The sequence below is a fragment of the Microvirga flocculans ATCC BAA-817 genome (genome assembly GCF_000518665.1).
Lineage (GTDB): Bacteria > Pseudomonadota > Alphaproteobacteria > Rhizobiales > Beijerinckiaceae > Microvirga > Microvirga flocculans.
Genome location: NZ_JAEA01000011.1, coordinates 43,213 through 60,394, shown reverse-complemented (window position 1 = coordinate 60,394; position 17,182 = coordinate 43,213). Strand labels below are relative to the sequence as shown.

The window sequence follows — 17,182 nt, the reverse complement described above, 5'->3', positions numbered from 1 at the left end:
CAAAGGTCGTCGCATGAGTGCTGAGCTCCAAGCCCTGAGCGATCACATCGCCTCGTCCCTCGGGGAGGCGATCGAGGACCGGGCCATTGCCTATGGCGAACTCACCGTCGTCGCCCGCCGCGAGGATATCGTGCGGGTGGTGACGTTCCTGCGGGACGACCCGCAGTGCCGCTTCGTCTGCTTCATCGACATCTGCGGCGCTGACTATCCCGCCCGCGAGAAGCGCTTCGATGTGGTCTACCACTTCCTGGCGCCGCACCATAACCGCCGCATCCGGGTGAAGGTGCAAACGGACGAGGTGACGCCCGTTCCTTCTCTGGTGGGCCTGTTCCCGGCGGCGAACTGGTTCGAGCGGGAGGCCTACGACCTTTACGGCATCCTGTTCTCGGGCCATCCGGACCTGCGCCGGCTCCTCACCGATTACGGCTTCGAGGGTCATCCCCTGCGCAAGGACTTCCCGCTCACGGGCTATGTGGAGGTCCGTTACGACAACGGCCAGGGCCGCGTGGTCTATGAGCCGGTGAAGCTCAACCAGGAATTCCGCAACTTCGATTTCCTCTCGCCCTGGGAGGGCACGGATTACGTGCTGCCCGGCGATGAGAAGGCCAAGGCTTAAAGGAGCGGAAAGGGCGACCCATGGGCGAGCATAATATCCGCAACTTCACGATCAATTTCGGCCCGCAGCATCCCGCCGCGCACGGCGTGCTGCGTCTCGTGCTGGAACTCGATGGCGAAATCGTCGAGCGCGTCGATCCGCATATCGGCCTCCTGCATCGCGGCACCGAGAAGCTGATCGAGTACAAGACCTACGTTCAGGCCAATCCCTATTTCGACCGGCTCGACTATGTCGCGCCGATGAACCAGGAGCACGCCTTCTGCCTAGCCACCGAAAAGCTCCTCGGCATCGAGGTGCCCCGGCGCGCCCAGCTGATCCGCGTTCTCTTCTCCGAGATCGGCCGCCTTCTCTCCCACCTCCTCAACGTGACTACGCAGGCCATGGACGTCGGCGCGCTCACGCCGCCCCTGTGGGGCTTCGAGGAGCGCGAGAAGCTGATGATCTTCTACGAGCGCATCTCCGGCTCGCGCATGCACGCGAACTATTTCCGGCCGGGCGGCGTGAGCATGGACATTCAGCCCGAACTGATCGACGACATCGAGGCGTTCTGCGATCCGTTCCTGCAGGTGCTGGACGATCTCGACAAGCTCGTCATCGGCAACCGCATCTTCAAGCAGCGTAACGTCGATATCGGCACGATCACGCTGGACGATTGCTGGAAGTGGGGCTTCACCGGTGCGGTCGTTCGCAGCTGCGGTGTTGCGTGGGACCTGCGCAAGGCGCAGCCCTACGAGTGCTACGAGGAGATGGAGTTCGACATCCCCGTCGGCAAGAACGGCGACAACTACGACCGCCAGGTCATCCGCATGGAGGAGATGCGGCAGAGCGTCCGGATCATGCGCCAGTGCCTGAACAAGCTGCGCGCCCCGGACGGGAAGGGGCCCGTGACGACGCTCGACGGCAAGGTCTCGCCGCCGTCGCGCAAGGATATGAAGCGCTCCATGGAGGCGCTGATCCATCATTTCAAGCTCTACACGGAAGGTTTCCACGTCCCCGCCGGCGAGGTCTATGCCGCCGTGGAGGCTCCGAAGGGCGAGTTCGGCGTCTATCTCGTGTCCGACGGCACGAACAAGCCCTATCGGTGCAAGATCCGCGCTCCGGGTTTTGCTCACCTGCAGGGCATGGATTTCATGTGCCGCGGCCACATGCTGGCCGACGTGGCCAGCGTTCTGGGTTCCATCGACATCGTGTTCGGCGAGGTCGACCGGTAAGTCATCAACCGGACTCGCTGCCGAGCCCGGTCGCACGCTTCTGAGAGCGTGATGGAGAGATCAAGTCGTGGATGGCCGGGCCTCAAACCCGGCCATGGCGATGAGGAGAAGAGTGTATGGCCGTTCGTAAGCTCGCGCCTGAAGACATGCAGCCCGAGAGCTTCGTTCTCTCTCCGGAGACCGAGGCTTTTGCGGACAAGGAAATCGCCAAGTATCCGCCGGGCCGTCAGGCGTCGGCCGTCATCGCCCTCCTGACGAAAGCTCAGGAACAGGCTGGCGGCTGGCTTCCGCGCAAGGCCATCGAGGCCGTGGCCGCCAAGCTCGGCATGCCGGTCATCCGTGTCATGGAGGTGGCGACCTTCTACACGATGTTCAACCTCGAGCCGGTTGGAAAATACTTCATCCAGTTCTGCGGCACCACGCCTTGCGTGCTGCGCGGCGCGGGCGACATCAAGAAGGTCTTGGAGAAGCGCATCGGCGAGCAGAACCACGTGACCGCCGACGGCACGTTCTCCTGGCTCGAAGTCGAGTGCCTGGGTGCGTGCTGCAACGCGCCGATGGTGCAGATCAACGACGATTACTACGAGGATCTGACGCCGGAGAATTTCGAGAAGCTGCTCGACGATCTCGCCGCCGGCCGTCCGGTGACGACGGGCTCGCAGATCGGCCGCAACCGCTCCGAGCCGCATGAGGCCGTGAACACGCTGCAGGATCCGTCGCTCTACGACGGCTCGCAGATCGGTGCCTGGCGCAAGCGCTTCGAGGAGCAGGCGCAGCCTGCCTCGACGGGAGAGCCCGCCGCTGCCGCCGCCTCCCTTCCTCAGCAGGCCAAGGCCGCAAAACCCGAGGCTGGCCGGGCCACCGAGAGCGATGCCGCCGACACCCCGGCCAAGCGCGCCAAGGAAGGCGAGGCTCCGATCAAGGCCGAAGAGCGCAAGGAGGCTGCGGACGCCTCGAAAGCGACCGCCGTCGATCCGGCTGCGGGCAAAGACAACAAGTCGTCCTGAAGGGAGTGAACCGAGATGCTTCAGGATAAGGATCGTATCTTCACCAATCTCTACGGCTTCCACTCGCCGGGCCTCGAAGCCGCGAAGATGCGCGGCGCCTGGGACGGAACCAAGTTCCTCCTGGAGAAGGGCCGCGACTGGATCATCGACGAGATGAAGGCCTCGGGTCTGCGCGGTCGCGGCGGCGCGGGCTTCCCCACGGGCCTGAAATGGTCGTTCATGCCGAAGGCATCGGACGGGCGTCCGCATTATCTCGTCGTCAATGCCGACGAGTCGGAGCCCGGCACCTGCAAGGACCGCGAGATCATGCGGAACGATCCGCATCTTCTCATCGAGGGCTGCCTCATCGCGTCCTTCGCCATGGGCGCGCATGCGGCCTACATCTATATCCGCGGCGAGTATGTCGGGGAGCGCCATGCTCTCCAGCGGGCCGTCGACGAGGCCTATGCCGCGAAGCTGATCGGCAAGGACAATATCCACGGCTATCCCTTCGACCTCTATGTCCATCACGGCGCAGGCGCTTACATCTGCGGCGAGGAGACGGCGCTCATCGAGAGCCTCGAGGGCAAGAAGGGCATGCCGCGCCTGAAGCCGCCGTTCCCGGCCAATATGGGCCTCTACGGCTGCCCGACCACGGTGAACAACGTGGAGTCGATCGCGGTCGCGGGCACGATCCTGCGGCGCGGCGCCTCCTGGTTCGCCGGCATCGGCCGCCCGAACAACGTGGGCACCAAGCTCTTCTGCGTGTCGGGCCACGTGAACAAGCCCTGCAACGTGGAAGAGGCTATGGGTCTGACCTTCCGCGAGCTGATCGACCGCCATTGCGGTGGCATTCGCGGCGGTTGGGACAACCTGCTCGCCGTGATCCCCGGCGGCTCGTCCGTTCCGGTCGTACCCGCCGACCAGATCATCGACGCGCCCATGGATTTCGACACCCTGCGCGGCCTGCGCTCCGGTCTCGGAACCGCTGCGGTGATCGTCATGGACAAGTCCACCGACATCGTGCGCGCCATCGCCCGCATCTCGTACTTCTACAAGCACGAGAGCTGCGGCCAGTGCACGCCGTGCCGCGAAGGCACGGGCTGGATGTGGCGCGTCCTCAACCGCATGGCCGAGGGCCGCGCCCAGAAGCGCGAGATCGACATGCTGCTCGAAGTCTCGACCCAGATCGAAGGCCACACCATCTGCGCGCTCGGCGACGCGGCGGCCTGGCCGGTCCAGGGTCTGATCCGCCACTTCCGTCACGAGATCGAGAAGCGGATCGACGACTACGCGGCGAACCCGCATTCCGAATCCGTCCTGATTGCGGCGGAGTGAGAGTGAAGATGGCTAAAATCATCGTTGATGGCGTCGAGGTCGACGTCCCCGCCGAATACACGCTGCTCCAGGCTGCAGAGGCGGCCGGTGCGGAAATTCCGCGCTTCTGCTTCCACGAGCGGCTCTCCATCGCCGGCAATTGCCGTATGTGCCTCGTCGAGGTGAAGGGCGCGCCGAAGCCGGTGGCGTCCTGCGCCTGGGGCGTGCGCGACTGCCGCCCGGGCCCGAATGGCGAGCCGCCGGAAATTTCCACCAAGTCGCCGACCGTGAAGAAGGCGCGGGAAGGGGTGATGGAGTTCCTCCTCATCAACCACCCGCTCGACTGCCCGATCTGCGACCAGGGCGGCCAGTGCGACCTGCAGGACCAGGCGATGGCCTACGGCGTCGACACCAGCCGCTTCCACGAGAACAAGCGCGCGGTCACCGACAAGTATCTCGGCCCGCTCGTGCGGACCTCCATGAACCGGTGCATCCACTGCACCCGCTGCGTTCGCTTCACCGCCGAGGTGGCCGGCGTGCCGGATCTCGGCGCGATCTGGCGCGGCGAGGACATGGAGATCACGAGCTATCTCGAGAAGGCGCTCGGCTCCGAGCTGCAGGCGAACGTGGCGGATCTCTGCCCGGTCGGCGCGCTCACCCACAAGCCGGAAGCCTTCCATTTCCGTCCCTGGGAGCTCACCAAGACCGATTCCGTCGACGTGATGGACGCGGTCGGCTCCTCGATCCGCGTGGATTCCCGCGGCCGCGAGGTCATGCGCATCCTGCCGCGCGTGAACGAGGCGGTGAACGAGGAATGGATCACCGACAAGACACGCCAGATCGTGGACGGCCTACGCCTGCAGCGCCTCGACCGTCCCTTCGTGCGGGAAAACGGCCGTCTTCGCCCGGCGTCCTGGCAGGAGGCTTTCGCCGCCATTGCCGCCAAGGTGAAGGGCACGGATCCGAAGCGCATCGGCGCCATCGTCGGCGATCTTGCCGCGGTGGAGGAGATGTACGCCCTGAAGCTCCTCATGGCGAGCCTCGGCGTCAGCAACATCGACGCCCGCCAGGACGGCACGGTGCTGTCGCCGGCCTATGGCCGCGGCTCCTACCTCTTCAACACCACCATCGCCGGCATCGAGGATGCGGATGCGATCCTCATCGTGGGCTCGAACCCGCGCATCGAGGCTTCGCTCGTCAACGTGCGCATCCGCAAGCGCTGGCGCATGGCGCCTCCGCCCATCGCCCTGATCGGCGAGCAGGCCGACCTGACCTATCCCTATGACTACCTCGGGGCCGGTCCGGAGACGCTTGCGGAACTCGTCGCCGGCCGCCACAGCTTCATCGAGAAGCTGCGGAGCGCCGAGCGCCCGCTGATCATCGTGGGGCAGGGCGCTCTCTCCCGTCCCGACGGTCTCGCCGTTCTCTCGACCGTGGCGCAGCTCGCCCGCGACGTCGGAGCGGTGAAGGACGGCTGGAACGGCTTCTCGGTCCTGCACACGGCGGCCTCCCGCGTGGGCGCCCTCGATCTCGGCCTCGTGCCGGGCGAGTGGGGCCTCGACGCCCGGTCGATGGCGCAGGGCGGCGTGGACGTTCTGTTCAACCTCGGCGCCGACGAGATCGACATCGCTCCCGGGGCGTTCGTGATCTACCAGGGCACCCATGGCGACCGCGGCGCGCACCGCGCCGACGTGATCCTGCCGGGGGCGACCTACACGGAGAAGTCCGGCACCTACGTGAACACGGAAGGCCGGGTGCAGATGGCCAACCGCGCCGCCTTCGCTCCGGGCGAGGCCCGCGAGGACTGGGCGATCCTGCGCGCGCTCTCCGACGTTCTGGGACATCGCCTGCCGTTCGACTCCCTGAACGCTCTTCGCGCGCAGCTCTATGCGGCCCATCCGCATTTCGCCGCCATCGAGACGGTCCAGCCGGCCGACGGCCTCGCCGCCGTCCAGACGCTGTCCGGAATCGGCGGCTCCCTGGGACGCGAGGCCTTCGTGAGCCCGGTGAAGGACTTCTATCTGACGAACCCGATTGCCCGCGCCTCCGGCGTCATGGCCGAGTGCTCCGCGCTCGCCCGTGAGCTGAAGCTCGAGGCGGCCGAGTAAGAGGAACGGACCATGGAATTTGGAGACATCCTCCTCGCAGTCGCGATCATGCTGGGCAAGAGCCTGCTCATGCTCGTGGCTCTGCTCATCTTCATCGCCTATGCGCTCTATGCCGACCGCAAGGTCTGGGCGGCGGTCCAGCTCCGCCGCGGCCCGAACGTGGTCGGCCCATGGGGCCTGCTCCAGTCCTTCGCGGACCTTCTCAAGTTCGTGCTGAAGGAGCCGGTCATCCCGGCTCCGGCCAACAAGGGCATGTTCCTTTTGGCGCCGCTGGTCATGTGCACCCTGGCTCTGGCGGCCTGGGCGGTGATCCCGCTCAATGCGGGCTGGGCGATCGCCGACATCAATGTGGGCGTTCTCTACATCTTCGCGATCTCCTCGCTCGGCGTCTACGGCGTCATCATGGGCGGTTGGGCTTCGAACTCGAAGTATCCGTTCCTCGGCGCGCTCCGCTCGGCGGCCCAGATGGTGTCCTACGAGGTTTCCATCGGCTTCGTGATCGTGACCGTGCTCATGTGCGCCGGCACCCTGAACCTCTCGAAGATCGTGGAAGCGCAGGACAGTAGCCTCGGCATTCTCGGCTGGTACTGGCTGCCGCTGTTCCCGATGTTCGTGGTGTTCTTCATCTCGGCGCTCGCCGAGACGAACCGCCCGCCCTTCGATCTTCCGGAGGCCGAGTCCGAACTCGTGGCGGGCTACATGGTGGAGTATTCCTCCACCCCGTACCTGCTCTTCATGCTCGGCGAGTACGTGGCCATCATGACCATGTGCGCGCTCGGCACGATCCTGTTCCTCGGCGGTTGGCTTTCCCCGATCCCGTTCGCGCCCTTCACCTGGGTTCCCGGCGTGATCTGGTTCGTCCTGAAGGCGAGCTTCCTCTTCATCCTCATCGCCATGGTGAAAGCCCTGGTGCCACGCTACCGCTACGATCAGCTCATGCGCCTCGGCTGGAAGGTCTTCCTGCCGCTGTCTCTGGCCATGGTCGTCGTCGTGGCCGCCGTGCTGATGGCAACCGGCAACGCGCCGGGCGTCCGCTAAAGGAGAACGGCACATGCAGCTCGATCGCATTGCCCAGTCGCTCCTGCTGAAGGAGTTCGTCGCCGGGTTCATCCTGACGGTGAAGTACTTCTTCAAGCCCAAGGCGACCCTGAACTATCCCTTCGAAATGGGCCATCGCGGACCCCGGTTCCGTGGCGAGCATGCCCTGCGCCGCTACCCCAACGGGGAAGAGCGCTGCATCGCCTGCAAGCTCTGCGAGGCCATCTGCCCGGCCCAGGCCATCACCATCGAGGCCGGTCCGCGCCGCAACGACGGCACCCGCCGCACCACGCGCTACGACATCGACATGGTGAAGTGCATCTATTGCGGCATGTGCCAGGAGGCCTGCCCGGTGGACGCCATCGTGGAAGGCCCGAACTTCGAGTTCTCCGTGGAGACCCGCGAGGAACTTTATTACGACAAGGCCAAGCTTCTCGAGAACGGGGAGCGCTGGGAGCGGGAAATCGCGAGGAACCTCGTCAAGACCGCCCCCTACCGGTAAGAGCGCCGTTTGCCCGGCAAGGGCAGGGGGCAAGGGGTTCCGGCGGGTTGTCCCCTCCGGATTCGGAATTTATAGACAGGCCGCCGGATTCTCCGGAGCCACGTCGGAAGGGGCCGCTCTTGGGCGGCTTGAGTTGAGCATGACGGTTACCGCCGCCTTCTTCTATCTTTTCGCGACGATCACGATCGCCTCCGGCTTCATGGTGATCGCCTCCCGCAATCCCGTGCAGTCGGTGCTGTTCCTCATCCTGGCCTTCGTCAACGCGGCGGGCCTGTTCCTGATGATGGGGGCGGAGTTCCTGGCGATGATCCTGGTCATCGTCTATGTGGGCGCGGTCGCGGTGCTCTTCCTCTTCGTCGTCATGATGCTCGACGTGGATTTTGCGGCGCTCCGCCAGGGCTTCCTGCAATACCTGCCCATCGGCGGCCTGATCGGCGCGATCTTCCTGCTGGAGCTCATCCTGGTGGTCGGCGCCTACGCCATCGATCCGGGCCTGGTCAGATCCCCGGCCGTGCCGATCCCGGCACCCGACGTGATGACCAATACCGAGGCCCTCGGCCAGGTGCTCTACACCCGCTACTTCTACTTCTTCCAGGCAGCCGGCCTGATCCTGCTGGTCGCCATGATCGGCGCCATCGTCCTGACCCTGCGCGAGCGGGTCGGCGTGCGGCGGCAGGATATTTCCAAGCAGAACGCCCGGACGCAGGAAACGGCGGTCGAGGTTCGGAAGGTTCCCTTCCGCCAGGGCATCTAAGGAGGCACGCAATGGTTATCGGATTGGGCCACTATCTCACCGTCGCCGCCGTGCTCTTCACGCTCGGGGTGTTCGGCATCTTCATCAACCGGAAGAACGTGATCGTCATCCTGATGTCCATCGAGCTGATCCTGCTCGCCGTGAACATCAACATGGTCGCCTTCTCGACCCACCTGAACGACATCGTCGGCCAGATCTTCGCCATGCTGATCCTCACGGTCGCGGCGGCGGAGGCGGCCATCGGCCTGGCCATCCTGGTGGTCTTCTTCCGCAACCGCGGCTCCATCGCGGTTGAGGACGTCAACATGATGAGGGGCTAAGCCCGAAAACGGCGAAGTAAGCGCACATGTATCACGCAATCGTCTTCCTGCCGCTCGTCGGCTTCCTCATCGCAGGCCTCTTCGGCCGCGTCCTCGGCGCCCGGCCGAGCGAGATCGTCACGACCGCGCTGCTGTTCGTGGCGGCGGTCCTCTCTTGGGTGTCCTTCATCCAGGTCGGCTTCGGCGACGGGGCCACCCGGGTCCAGATCGCCCAGTGGATGTCGGTCGGCGACCTTCGGGTCGACTGGGCGTTCCGTATCGACACGCTCACCGCCATGATGCTGGTGGTGGTCAACACCGTCTCGGCGCTGGTGCACCTCTATTCCATCGGCTACATGCACGAGGATCCGCACCGTCCGCGCTTCTTCGCCTATCTCTCGCTCTTCACCTTCGCCATGCTCATGCTGGTGACGGCCGACAACCTCGTCCAGATGTTCTTCGGCTGGGAAGGCGTGGGCCTTGCGAGCTATCTGCTGATCGGCTTCTGGTACCAGAAGGATTCCGCCAATGCGGCGGCCATGAAGGCCTTCATCGTCAACCGCGTCGGCGACTTCGGCTTCCTGCTCGGCATCTTCACGGTCTTCGTCCTGTTCAACGGCGTCACGTTCGACGCGATCTTCTCGCGCGTCGGCGAGTTCGCGAATGCGAAGTTCCATTTCCTGGGGATCGAGTGGCATGCGCTGACCATCGCCTGCCTCCTGCTCTTCATGGGCGCCATGGGCAAGTCGGCCCAGTTCCTGCTGCACACCTGGCTGCCTGACGCGATGGAAGGCCCGACCCCGGTGTCGGCCCTCATTCACGCCGCCACCATGGTGACCGCAGGCGTGTTCATGGTCGCGCGCCTGTCGCCGGTCTTCGAATACGCCCCGGCGGCCCTGACGGTGGTCACCGTCATCGGCGGCATCACGGCCTTCTTCGCAGCGACCGTCGGCCTGGTTCAGAACGACATCAAACGCGTCATCGCCTATTCGACCTGCTCGCAGCTCGGCTACATGTTCGTCGCCCTCGGCGTCGGGGCCTATGGCGCGGGCGTTTTCCACCTCTTCACGCACGCCTTCTTCAAGGCCCTGCTGTTCTTGGGCGCAGGCTCGGTCATTCACGCCATGCACCATGAGCAGGACATGCGCCACATGGGTGCCCTGCGCCGCTACATCCCGATCACCACGGCGATGATGGCGATCGGCACGCTCGCGTTGACCGGTTTCCCGTTCACGGCGGGCTATTACTCGAAGGATGCCATCATCGAGGCGGCCTATGCCTCCCATTCCTCGGCAGGCTCCTTCGCCTTCCTGGCGACGGTCGTGGCGGCCTTCATGACTTCGTTCTATTCCTGGCGTCTGTTCTTCATGACCTTCGAGGGCTCCGCCCGCTGGGGACACGGCGACCATGCCCATGCCCATGCACCGCACGATCACGAGGGCGTGGAGCACGACGCTCACGGCCGGGATGTCGAGGCTGCCTCGCATGCCCAGCACGAGCATGGCCACCATGGCGGCCACACGCCGCATGAAAGCCCGCTCGTGATGCTGCTGCCGCTCTTCGTGCTGGCCGCCGGCGCGGTCGTGGCCGGTGCGGTCTTCCACGGTGCGTTCCTCGGCGAAGGCTACGAGGAGTTCTGGAAGGGGGCTCTGTTCACCCGTCCTGAGAACAAGATCCTCGAGGCGATGCACCATCTTCCGGTCTGGGTGCCGCTCTTGCCGACCTTGATGATGGCTCTCGGCTTCGCGCTCGCCTATTACATGTACATCGTCGACGCCAAGCAGCCTGCCAAGCTCGCCGCCGATCACCCGATCCTGTACCGCTTCCTGCTCAACAAGTGGTACTTCGACGAGCTGTACGATGCGATCTTCGTGCGGCCCGCCATGGCCATCGGGCGCTTCTTCTGGCGCACGGGCGATCAGCGCATCATCGACGGGCTCGGGCCCGACGGCATCTCCGCGCGCGTCCTCGACGTGACGCGCGGCGTGGTGCGGGTCCAGACGGGCTACGTCTATCACTATGCCTTCGCGATGCTGATCGGCGTTGCGGCTCTCGTGACCTTCTATCTCTTCAGGGGAGCCCACTAATGTTCGGCTTCGGCATCCTCTCCGGCCTTCTCGTCCTTCCTCTCGTCGGGGCGGCCTTCATTCTGAGCCTGCGCGGCGACAGCGAAGCCGCGCGCTCCAACGCCCGCTGGGCGGCCCTTGCCACGACGATTGCGACCTTCCTCCTGTCGCTCGTGGCCTGGTCGCGGTTCGATACGGCGACGGCCTCGTTCCAGCTCGTCGAGAGCCATGTCTGGCTGACCGAGACGATCCGGTTCAAGCTCGGCGTCGACGGCTTCTCGATGCCCCTCATCCTGCTCACCACGTTCCTGATGCCGTTCTGCATCCTGGCCTCGTGGGAATCCATCGGGCATCGGGTGAAGGAATATTTCGTCGCCTTCCTCGTCCTCGAAACCACGATGATCGGCGTGTTCTGCGCTCTCGATCTCGTGCTCTTCTACCTGTTCTTCGAGGCGGGCCTCATTCCGATGTTCCTCATCATCGGCATCTGGGGCGGGAAGCGTCGCATCTATGCGAGCTTCAAGTTCTTCCTCTACACGCTTCTCGGCTCCGTTCTGATGCTGCTCGCCATCATGGCCATGTACTGGCAGGCCGGCACCACGGATATCCCGACGCTCCTGGCGTTCAAGTTCGCGCCGAACCTGCAGATCTGGCTATGGCTCGCCTTCTTCGCCTCCTTCGCGGTGAAGATGCCCATGTGGCCGGTCCATACCTGGTTGCCGGACGCCCACGTCGAAGCGCCGACCGCGGGCTCGGTGATCCTGGCGGGCGTTCTTCTGAAGATGGGCGGCTACGGCTTCATCCGTGTGTCGCTGCCGATGTTCCCGGACGCTTCCGTGTACTTCGCGCCGCTCGTCTATGCCCTCTCCGTCATCGCGATCGTCTACACCTCGCTGGTCGCCCTGATGCAGGAGGACATCAAGAAGCTCATCGCCTATTCGTCGGTGGCGCATATGGGCTTCGTGACCATGGGCCTGTTCAGCATGAACGAGCAGGGTATCCAGGGTGCGATGTTCACCATGATCTCCCACGGTCTCGTCTCCGGCGCTCTCTTCCTCTGCGTAGGCGTGATCTACGACCGGATGCATACTCGTGAGATCAAGGCCTATGGCGGCCTCGTGAACCGCATGCCGATCTATGCCGTGGTGTTCCTGATCCTCACCATGGCCAATGTGGCCCTGCCGGGCACCTCGGGCTTCATCGGCGAGTTCCTGACCCTGATGGGAGCCTTCCGCTCCAATACCTGGGTCGCGTTCTTCGCCACGAGCGGCGTGATCCTTTCGGCGGCCTATGCGCTGTGGCTCTACCGGCGGGTGGTCTACGGGCCCCTCGACAAGCCGGCGCTCCAGACCATCACCGACCTGAACCGCCGCGAAATGATCACCTTCGCGCCCCTGGTTCTGCTCATCATCTACTATGGTGTGCAGCCGGGTCCCATCCTCGATGCCTTCGCCGCGCCGACGGACGCGCTCCTGAAGAGCGTCGAGGCCGCGCTCACCACCGTGAAAACGGCAGCTCTCGCCGCACACTGAGGTCACGATGAATCCCGCCCTCACCATTCCTGCTTTCGGTCCTGTGCTGCCAGAGATCATCATGGCGGCCGGTGCCCTCGTCCTTGTCCTGTTCGGAGCCCTGAGAGGCGAGCGTCCGGGCTACGGCATGAGCATGATCGCGCTGGCGCTTCTGGCCGTCGCTTTCGTGGCCGTCCTGATGCTCCCGTCCGAGCGCGTCGAAACCATGGGCGGCTCCTTCGTCGTCGACGGCTTCGCCAAGTTCATGAAGGCGCTGACGCTCATCGCCTCCGCGGGCGGCATCATCCTCTCCCTGGATTACATGCGCCGGGAGGGCATCAGCCGCTTCGAGTATCCGATCCTGATCGTGCTTTCGACCATCGGCATGATGATGGTGATCTCGGCCAACGACCTGATCGCGCTCTATATCGGCCTCGAACTGCTCAGCCTGTCCTCCTACGTGATCGCGGCCTTCGACCGTGACAACGTGCGCTCGACGGAAGCCGGGTTGAAGTACTTCGTGCTCGGCTCGCTCGCCTCCGGCATGCTGCTCTACGGCGCTTCGCTGGTCTACGGCTTCAGCGGCAGCATTTCGTTCCCGGCTCTCGCCACGATCCTGCAGGGCAATGTGAGCATCGGCGCCATCGTCGGTCTCGTCTTCGTGGCCGCCGGCATTGCCTTCAAGATTTCGGCCGTGCCGTTCCACATGTGGACGCCGGACGTCTATGAAGGCTCGCCTACGCCGGTCACGGCCTTCTTCGCCGCCGCTCCCAAGATGGCCGGCATGGCCATGGCCACCCGCGTGTTCATCGATGCCTTCCCCGGCATCATGGTGCAGTGGCAGCAGATCATCGTCTTCATCGCCATCGCCTCCATGGCGCTGGGTTCCTTCGCCGCCATCGGCCAGCGCAACATCAAGCGCCTGATGGCCTATTCCTCCATCGGCAACGTGGGCTATGCGCTCATCGGCCTGGCGGCAGGCACGGCCGAGGGCATCCAGGGCGTCATCGTCTACATGGCGATCTATCTGGCCATGACCCTGGGCACCTTCGCCTGCATCCTGAGCCTGCGCCGCGGCAACGTGATGTTCGAGACGGTGGAGGACCTGTCCGGCCTCGCGCGCACGCATCCCGTGATGGCCTTCTGCCTCGCCATGATGATGTTCTCGCTCGCGGGCATTCCTCCGCTCGCCGGGTTCTTCGCCAAGTTCGCGGTCTTCACCGCTGCCATCGAGGCCGATCTCGTGGCTCTCGCCATCATCGGCGTCGTGACGAGCGTGATCGGCGCCTATTACTACCTGCGCATCGTGAAGGTGATGTACTTCGACGATCCTGCCGAGCGTTACGATGTCATGCCGGCCGGCGTGAAGCTCGTTCTCGCCCTGAGCAGCATCTTCGTCGTTCTCTTCGGCATCGTCCCGGCGCCCCTCGTGGCGGCGGCGCGCGCTGCCGCGCGCTCCCTGTTCTGATGGTGCACCTGTCGCCAGAGACCGAGTCGGCCGGATACAGGCTTCTCTCGCTCGAGGCGACAGGCTCGACGAACGACGATGCGCTGGAGGCGGCCCGTTCCGGCGATCCGGGACAGCTCTGGGTCATCGCTACGCAGCAGCTTGCGGGCAGGGGGCGGCATGGCCGGCAATGGTCTTCGCCTCCGGGCAATCTCTATGCCAGCCTGCTGCTGATCGATCCCTGCGAGCTTAACCTCGCGCCTCAACTCGGCTTCGTGGCAGGGCTTGCCCTGCACGAGGCGGTCGAATCCGTCATCGGCGTCGGCGCTCCGCGCCTTGCCCTGAAATGGCCGAACGATCTCCTGTTGGGAGGGGCGAAGGTTGCAGGGCTTCTCCTCGAAGGTCACAGGCTTCGGCCCGAGGGGCCGCTTGCCGTCGTGATCGGGATCGGGGTGAACGTCGCCTTTGCCCCGACCGCGACACCCTATCCGGCAACGACGCTCCAGGAGGTCAGGCCCGGTCTGAACCGCGACGATGTCTTTTGCGCGCTCTCCTCCGCATTCGCCCGAACCTTCTCCGCCTGGAAGTCGTCCTTGCGGACGACGACAACGGATCCGTTCGGCGCCATTCGCCGTCTCTGGCTCGAGCGCGCCGCCGGAATCGGGCAGGAGGTGACGCTCCGGCTGCCCTCCGGCGAGAGAAAAGGGATCTTCGAGGGGCTCGATCGCTTCGGACGCCTGCAGCTGAAAGGCGCCGACGGGATGGAGCTCGTCGATGCAGGGGACCTTTATTTTCCCAATTTGCTTCACGATATAGCCATGCCTGATGCTGGCACGAAAAGGTTTTGATAGTAATGGCTTCCCACCAGGACGAATTGGTCTTTCTTCCTCTTGGAGGGCTCGGCGAAATCGGAATGAACGCCGCCCTCTACGGCTTCGGGCCGGAGCATGACCGACAGTGGATTCTGGTCGATTGCGGCATGGGTTTCGGCGGTGAGGAAAACCTGCCCGGCATCGATCTCGTCTATCCGGATCTGCGCTTCATCGAGGAGGAGCGCCATAATCTCCTGGGCATCTTCATCACCCATGCCCATGAGGATCACATCGGCGCCCTGGTCGAGATGTGGCCGCGCCTGCGCGCGCCGGTCTATGCCACCAAGTTCGCCATCGGCCTCCTGGAGACCCGGCGCCTGTCGGAGCACAATGCCCCGAAGATCGAACTGAACGAGATCGTGCCCGGCCAGCGCCTGAAGCTCGGCCCCTTCGATATCGAATACGTCCCCGTCGCGCACTCGATCCCGGAATCGAACGCGCTGGCGATCCGCACGCCCCACGGCCTCGTCGTGCATACGGGCGACTGGAAGCTCGACAGCACGCCTTATCTCGGAAGCCTGACGTCGGAGGAAGCCTTCCGCGCCTTGGGCGACGAGGGGGTGCTCGCCCTCGTTTGCGATTCCACCAACGTGGTGCGCGAAGGCACCAGCCCCAGCGAATCCGACGTGGCCAGGAGCTTGGCTCAGCTCATCAAGGATGCGCCTCATCGGGTGGCGGTCACGACCTTCGCCTCGAACGTCGCGCGCATCCGCTCGGTCGCCGAGGCAGCGCGGGAATGCGGGCGGGAAGTGGTCGTCGTGGGCCGCGCGATGGATCGCGTGGTCGAGGTCGCCCGGGAATGCGGCTATCTGGAAGGCTTGCCGGAGTTCCGCTCCTCCGAGAATTTCGGCTACATGCCGCGCGACAAGGTGGTCGCCATCCTCACCGGTTCGCAGGGCGAGCCCCGGGCCGCGCTGGCCCGCATCGCGCAGGACGAGCATCCCGACATCGCTCTCTCGGCGGGCGACCGCGTGATCTTCTCCTCCCGCGCCATCCCTGGAAACGAGAAGGCCATCGGCTCTATTCTCAACAACCTCATCGAGCAGGGCATCGAGGTCATTACCGACCGGACGGAACTGGTCCATGTCTCCGGCCATCCGCGGCGGGGTGAACTGGCCCAGATGTACCAGTGGACGCGGCCTCGCATCGCGATCCCGGCCCATGGCGAGCCGCTGCATCTGAGCGAACACGCGAAATTCGCCCGTCAGCAGGGCGTGCAGGAGGTCGTCCGCGCCAAGAACGGAACCCTTGTCCGTCTCTCGCCCGGACCTGCCGAGATCATCGATACCATCCCGGCCGGGCGTCTCTACCGGGACGGCAATATCGTAATCGCGGCAGGCGAGCGGGCGCTGCCGGAGCGTCGCAAGCTCGCCTTTGCCGGCATCGTGACCGTCGCCATCGCTATCGACGACCGGGGCGAGCTCGTGGGCGATCCGGTGATCGACGCCATGGGCCTCCCGGAGAAGAACCGCGAGGGGCGGGACTTGACCGACATCATTGCCGATACGGTGGCCGATCTGCTCGATACCCTTCCAAAGGCCAAGCGCCGGGATCCCGAGGCGGTCGAGAATGCCGTCCACCGGGCCGTCCGCGCTGCCGTAAATGTCGAATGGGGCAAAAAGCCCGCCTGCCATGTGCTCGTGATCGAGGCATAGGACGGAAGCAAAAAAGAATGAGGGGACTGGCATGATCGGACGTCTCAACCATGTGGCCATCGCCGTGCGTGACATCGCGGCGGCCTCGCAGCTCTATCGCGGTACCCTCGGAGCCACGGTGTCGGATCCCGAGGCGCTTCCCGAGCATGGCGTGACGGTGGTGTTCATCACGCTGCCGAACACCAAGATCGAGCTTCTGGAGCCGCTCGGCGCGGATTCGCCCATTGCCAAGTTCCTGGAGAAGAACCCGGATGGCGGCATGCACCATCTCTGCTACGAGGTGGACGATATCCACGCCGCCCGCGACCGGCTTGTGAAAAGCGGGGCCAGAGTGCTGGGCTCGGGCGAACCGAAGATCGGAGCGCATGGGAAACCGGTGCTTTTCCTCCATCCGAAGGACTTTAACGGCACCCTGATCGAACTTGAGCAAGCCTGAGGACAAGCTGTTGATAAACCTTGTAAAAGCTCTCGCCGGATCGCTCTGGTCGACCCTCGCGGTTGTGACCGTGATCTCCGCAATCGCTGTTGCCATTGCCGTCACAGGCTTCGACCTGCGGGTCAGCGGCGGCCTGGCCCTGTATTTCGTGATCTGGTGGATCCTGCTTTTCGCCGTGCTGCCTTTCGGCGTCCGGAGCCAGGCTGAGGCAGGGGAAGTGATTCAGGGCAGCGAGCCAGGTGCGCCCGTGATGCCGGGCCTGCGCGAGAAGGCGATCTGGACGACCCTCGTGGCCTCGGTCGTGCTGGTGATCGTATCAGCGACCTTCCCCCTTGCCGGGCTCTGAAGCTTAAGGGTGAGGGCT

General features: G+C 64.6%; 15 protein-coding genes and 1 pseudogene. All 16 read left to right on the top strand.

The features are described 5' to 3' along the window. Positions 1 to 13: 13 nt before the first annotated feature. The 16 genes and pseudogenes from L879_RS0113545 to L879_RS0113470 all read left to right on the top strand — a co-directional run bounded on the left by L879_RS0113545 (position 14) and on the right by L879_RS0113470 (position 17,164). Positions 14 to 616, top strand: a complete 603-nt coding sequence (locus L879_RS0113545) for an NADH-quinone oxidoreductase subunit C (protein ID WP_051435310.1) — start codon at positions 14 to 16, stop codon at positions 614 to 616. 20 nt (positions 617 to 636) lie between these two features. After that, positions 637 to 1,827, top strand: coding sequence for an NADH-quinone oxidoreductase subunit D (locus L879_RS0113540; protein WP_027316577.1), 1,191 nt, complete (start codon positions 637 to 639; stop codon positions 1,825 to 1,827). Positions 1,828 to 1,943: 116 nt separating this feature from the next. Next, a pseudogene (gene nuoE, locus L879_RS21675) lies at positions 1,944 to 2,819 on the top strand (NADH-quinone oxidoreductase subunit NuoE); the annotation flags it as partial. A gap of 30 nt (positions 2,820 to 2,849) precedes the next feature. Further along, the gene (gene nuoF, locus L879_RS0113530) at positions 2,850 to 4,151 is read left to right on the top strand and encodes an NADH-quinone oxidoreductase subunit NuoF (protein WP_027316576.1); all 1,302 of its coding nucleotides are present in this window, start codon (positions 2,850 to 2,852) and stop codon (positions 4,149 to 4,151) included. Positions 4,152 to 4,159: 8 nt separating this feature from the next. Then, positions 4,160 to 6,238, top strand: coding sequence for an NADH-quinone oxidoreductase subunit NuoG (nuoG, locus tag L879_RS0113525; RefSeq protein ID WP_027316575.1), 2,079 nt, complete (start codon positions 4,160 to 4,162; stop codon positions 6,236 to 6,238). 12 nt (positions 6,239 to 6,250) lie between these two features. Beyond that, positions 6,251 to 7,276, top strand: coding sequence for an NADH-quinone oxidoreductase subunit NuoH (gene nuoH, locus L879_RS0113520; RefSeq protein ID WP_027316574.1), 1,026 nt, complete (start codon positions 6,251 to 6,253; stop codon positions 7,274 to 7,276). Positions 7,277 to 7,289: 13 nt separating this feature from the next. Then, positions 7,290 to 7,778, top strand: a complete 489-nt coding sequence (gene nuoI, locus L879_RS0113515; RefSeq protein WP_027316573.1) for an NADH-quinone oxidoreductase subunit NuoI — start codon at positions 7,290 to 7,292, stop codon at positions 7,776 to 7,778. 139 nt (positions 7,779 to 7,917) lie between these two features. Next, positions 7,918 to 8,532 carry an NADH-quinone oxidoreductase subunit J gene (locus L879_RS0113510; protein ID WP_027316572.1) on the top strand — a complete coding sequence of 205 codons (615 nt, stop codon included), beginning with the start codon at positions 7,918 to 7,920 and terminating at the stop codon, positions 8,530 to 8,532. Between the two features lie 11 nt (positions 8,533 to 8,543). Beyond that, entirely contained in the window at positions 8,544 to 8,852 is a 309-nt protein-coding gene (nuoK, locus tag L879_RS0113505; protein WP_027316571.1) for an NADH-quinone oxidoreductase subunit NuoK, read from the top strand. 26 nt (positions 8,853 to 8,878) lie between these two features. Continuing rightward, entirely contained in the window at positions 8,879 to 10,918 is a 2,040-nt protein-coding gene (gene nuoL, locus L879_RS0113500) for an NADH-quinone oxidoreductase subunit L (protein WP_027316570.1), read from the top strand. Further along, the gene (locus L879_RS0113495) at positions 10,918 to 12,429 is read left to right on the top strand and encodes an NADH-quinone oxidoreductase subunit M (RefSeq protein WP_027316569.1); all 1,512 of its coding nucleotides are present in this window, start codon (positions 10,918 to 10,920) and stop codon (positions 12,427 to 12,429) included. Before nuoL ends, L879_RS0113495 begins: the two co-directional genes overlap by 1 nt. A gap of 7 nt (positions 12,430 to 12,436) precedes the next feature. Next, positions 12,437 to 13,876, top strand: a complete 1,440-nt coding sequence (nuoN, locus tag L879_RS0113490; protein WP_027316568.1) for an NADH-quinone oxidoreductase subunit NuoN — start codon at positions 12,437 to 12,439, stop codon at positions 13,874 to 13,876. Beyond that, positions 13,876 to 14,703, top strand: coding sequence for a biotin--[acetyl-CoA-carboxylase] ligase (locus L879_RS21670; RefSeq protein ID WP_084021012.1), 828 nt, complete (start codon positions 13,876 to 13,878; stop codon positions 14,701 to 14,703). Before nuoN ends, L879_RS21670 begins: the two co-directional genes overlap by 1 nt. 5 nt (positions 14,704 to 14,708) lie before the next feature. Next, positions 14,709 to 16,382, top strand: coding sequence for a ribonuclease J (locus tag L879_RS0113480; RefSeq protein WP_027316567.1), 1,674 nt, complete (start codon positions 14,709 to 14,711; stop codon positions 16,380 to 16,382). A gap of 31 nt (positions 16,383 to 16,413) precedes the next feature. Next, entirely contained in the window at positions 16,414 to 16,818 is a 405-nt protein-coding gene (gene mce, locus L879_RS0113475; RefSeq protein ID WP_027316566.1) for a methylmalonyl-CoA epimerase, read from the top strand. Between the two features lie 10 nt (positions 16,819 to 16,828). Further along, entirely contained in the window at positions 16,829 to 17,164 is a 336-nt protein-coding gene (locus tag L879_RS0113470) for a DUF1467 family protein (RefSeq protein ID WP_245265234.1), read from the top strand. The last annotated feature ends 18 nt before the right edge of the window (positions 17,165 to 17,182 follow it).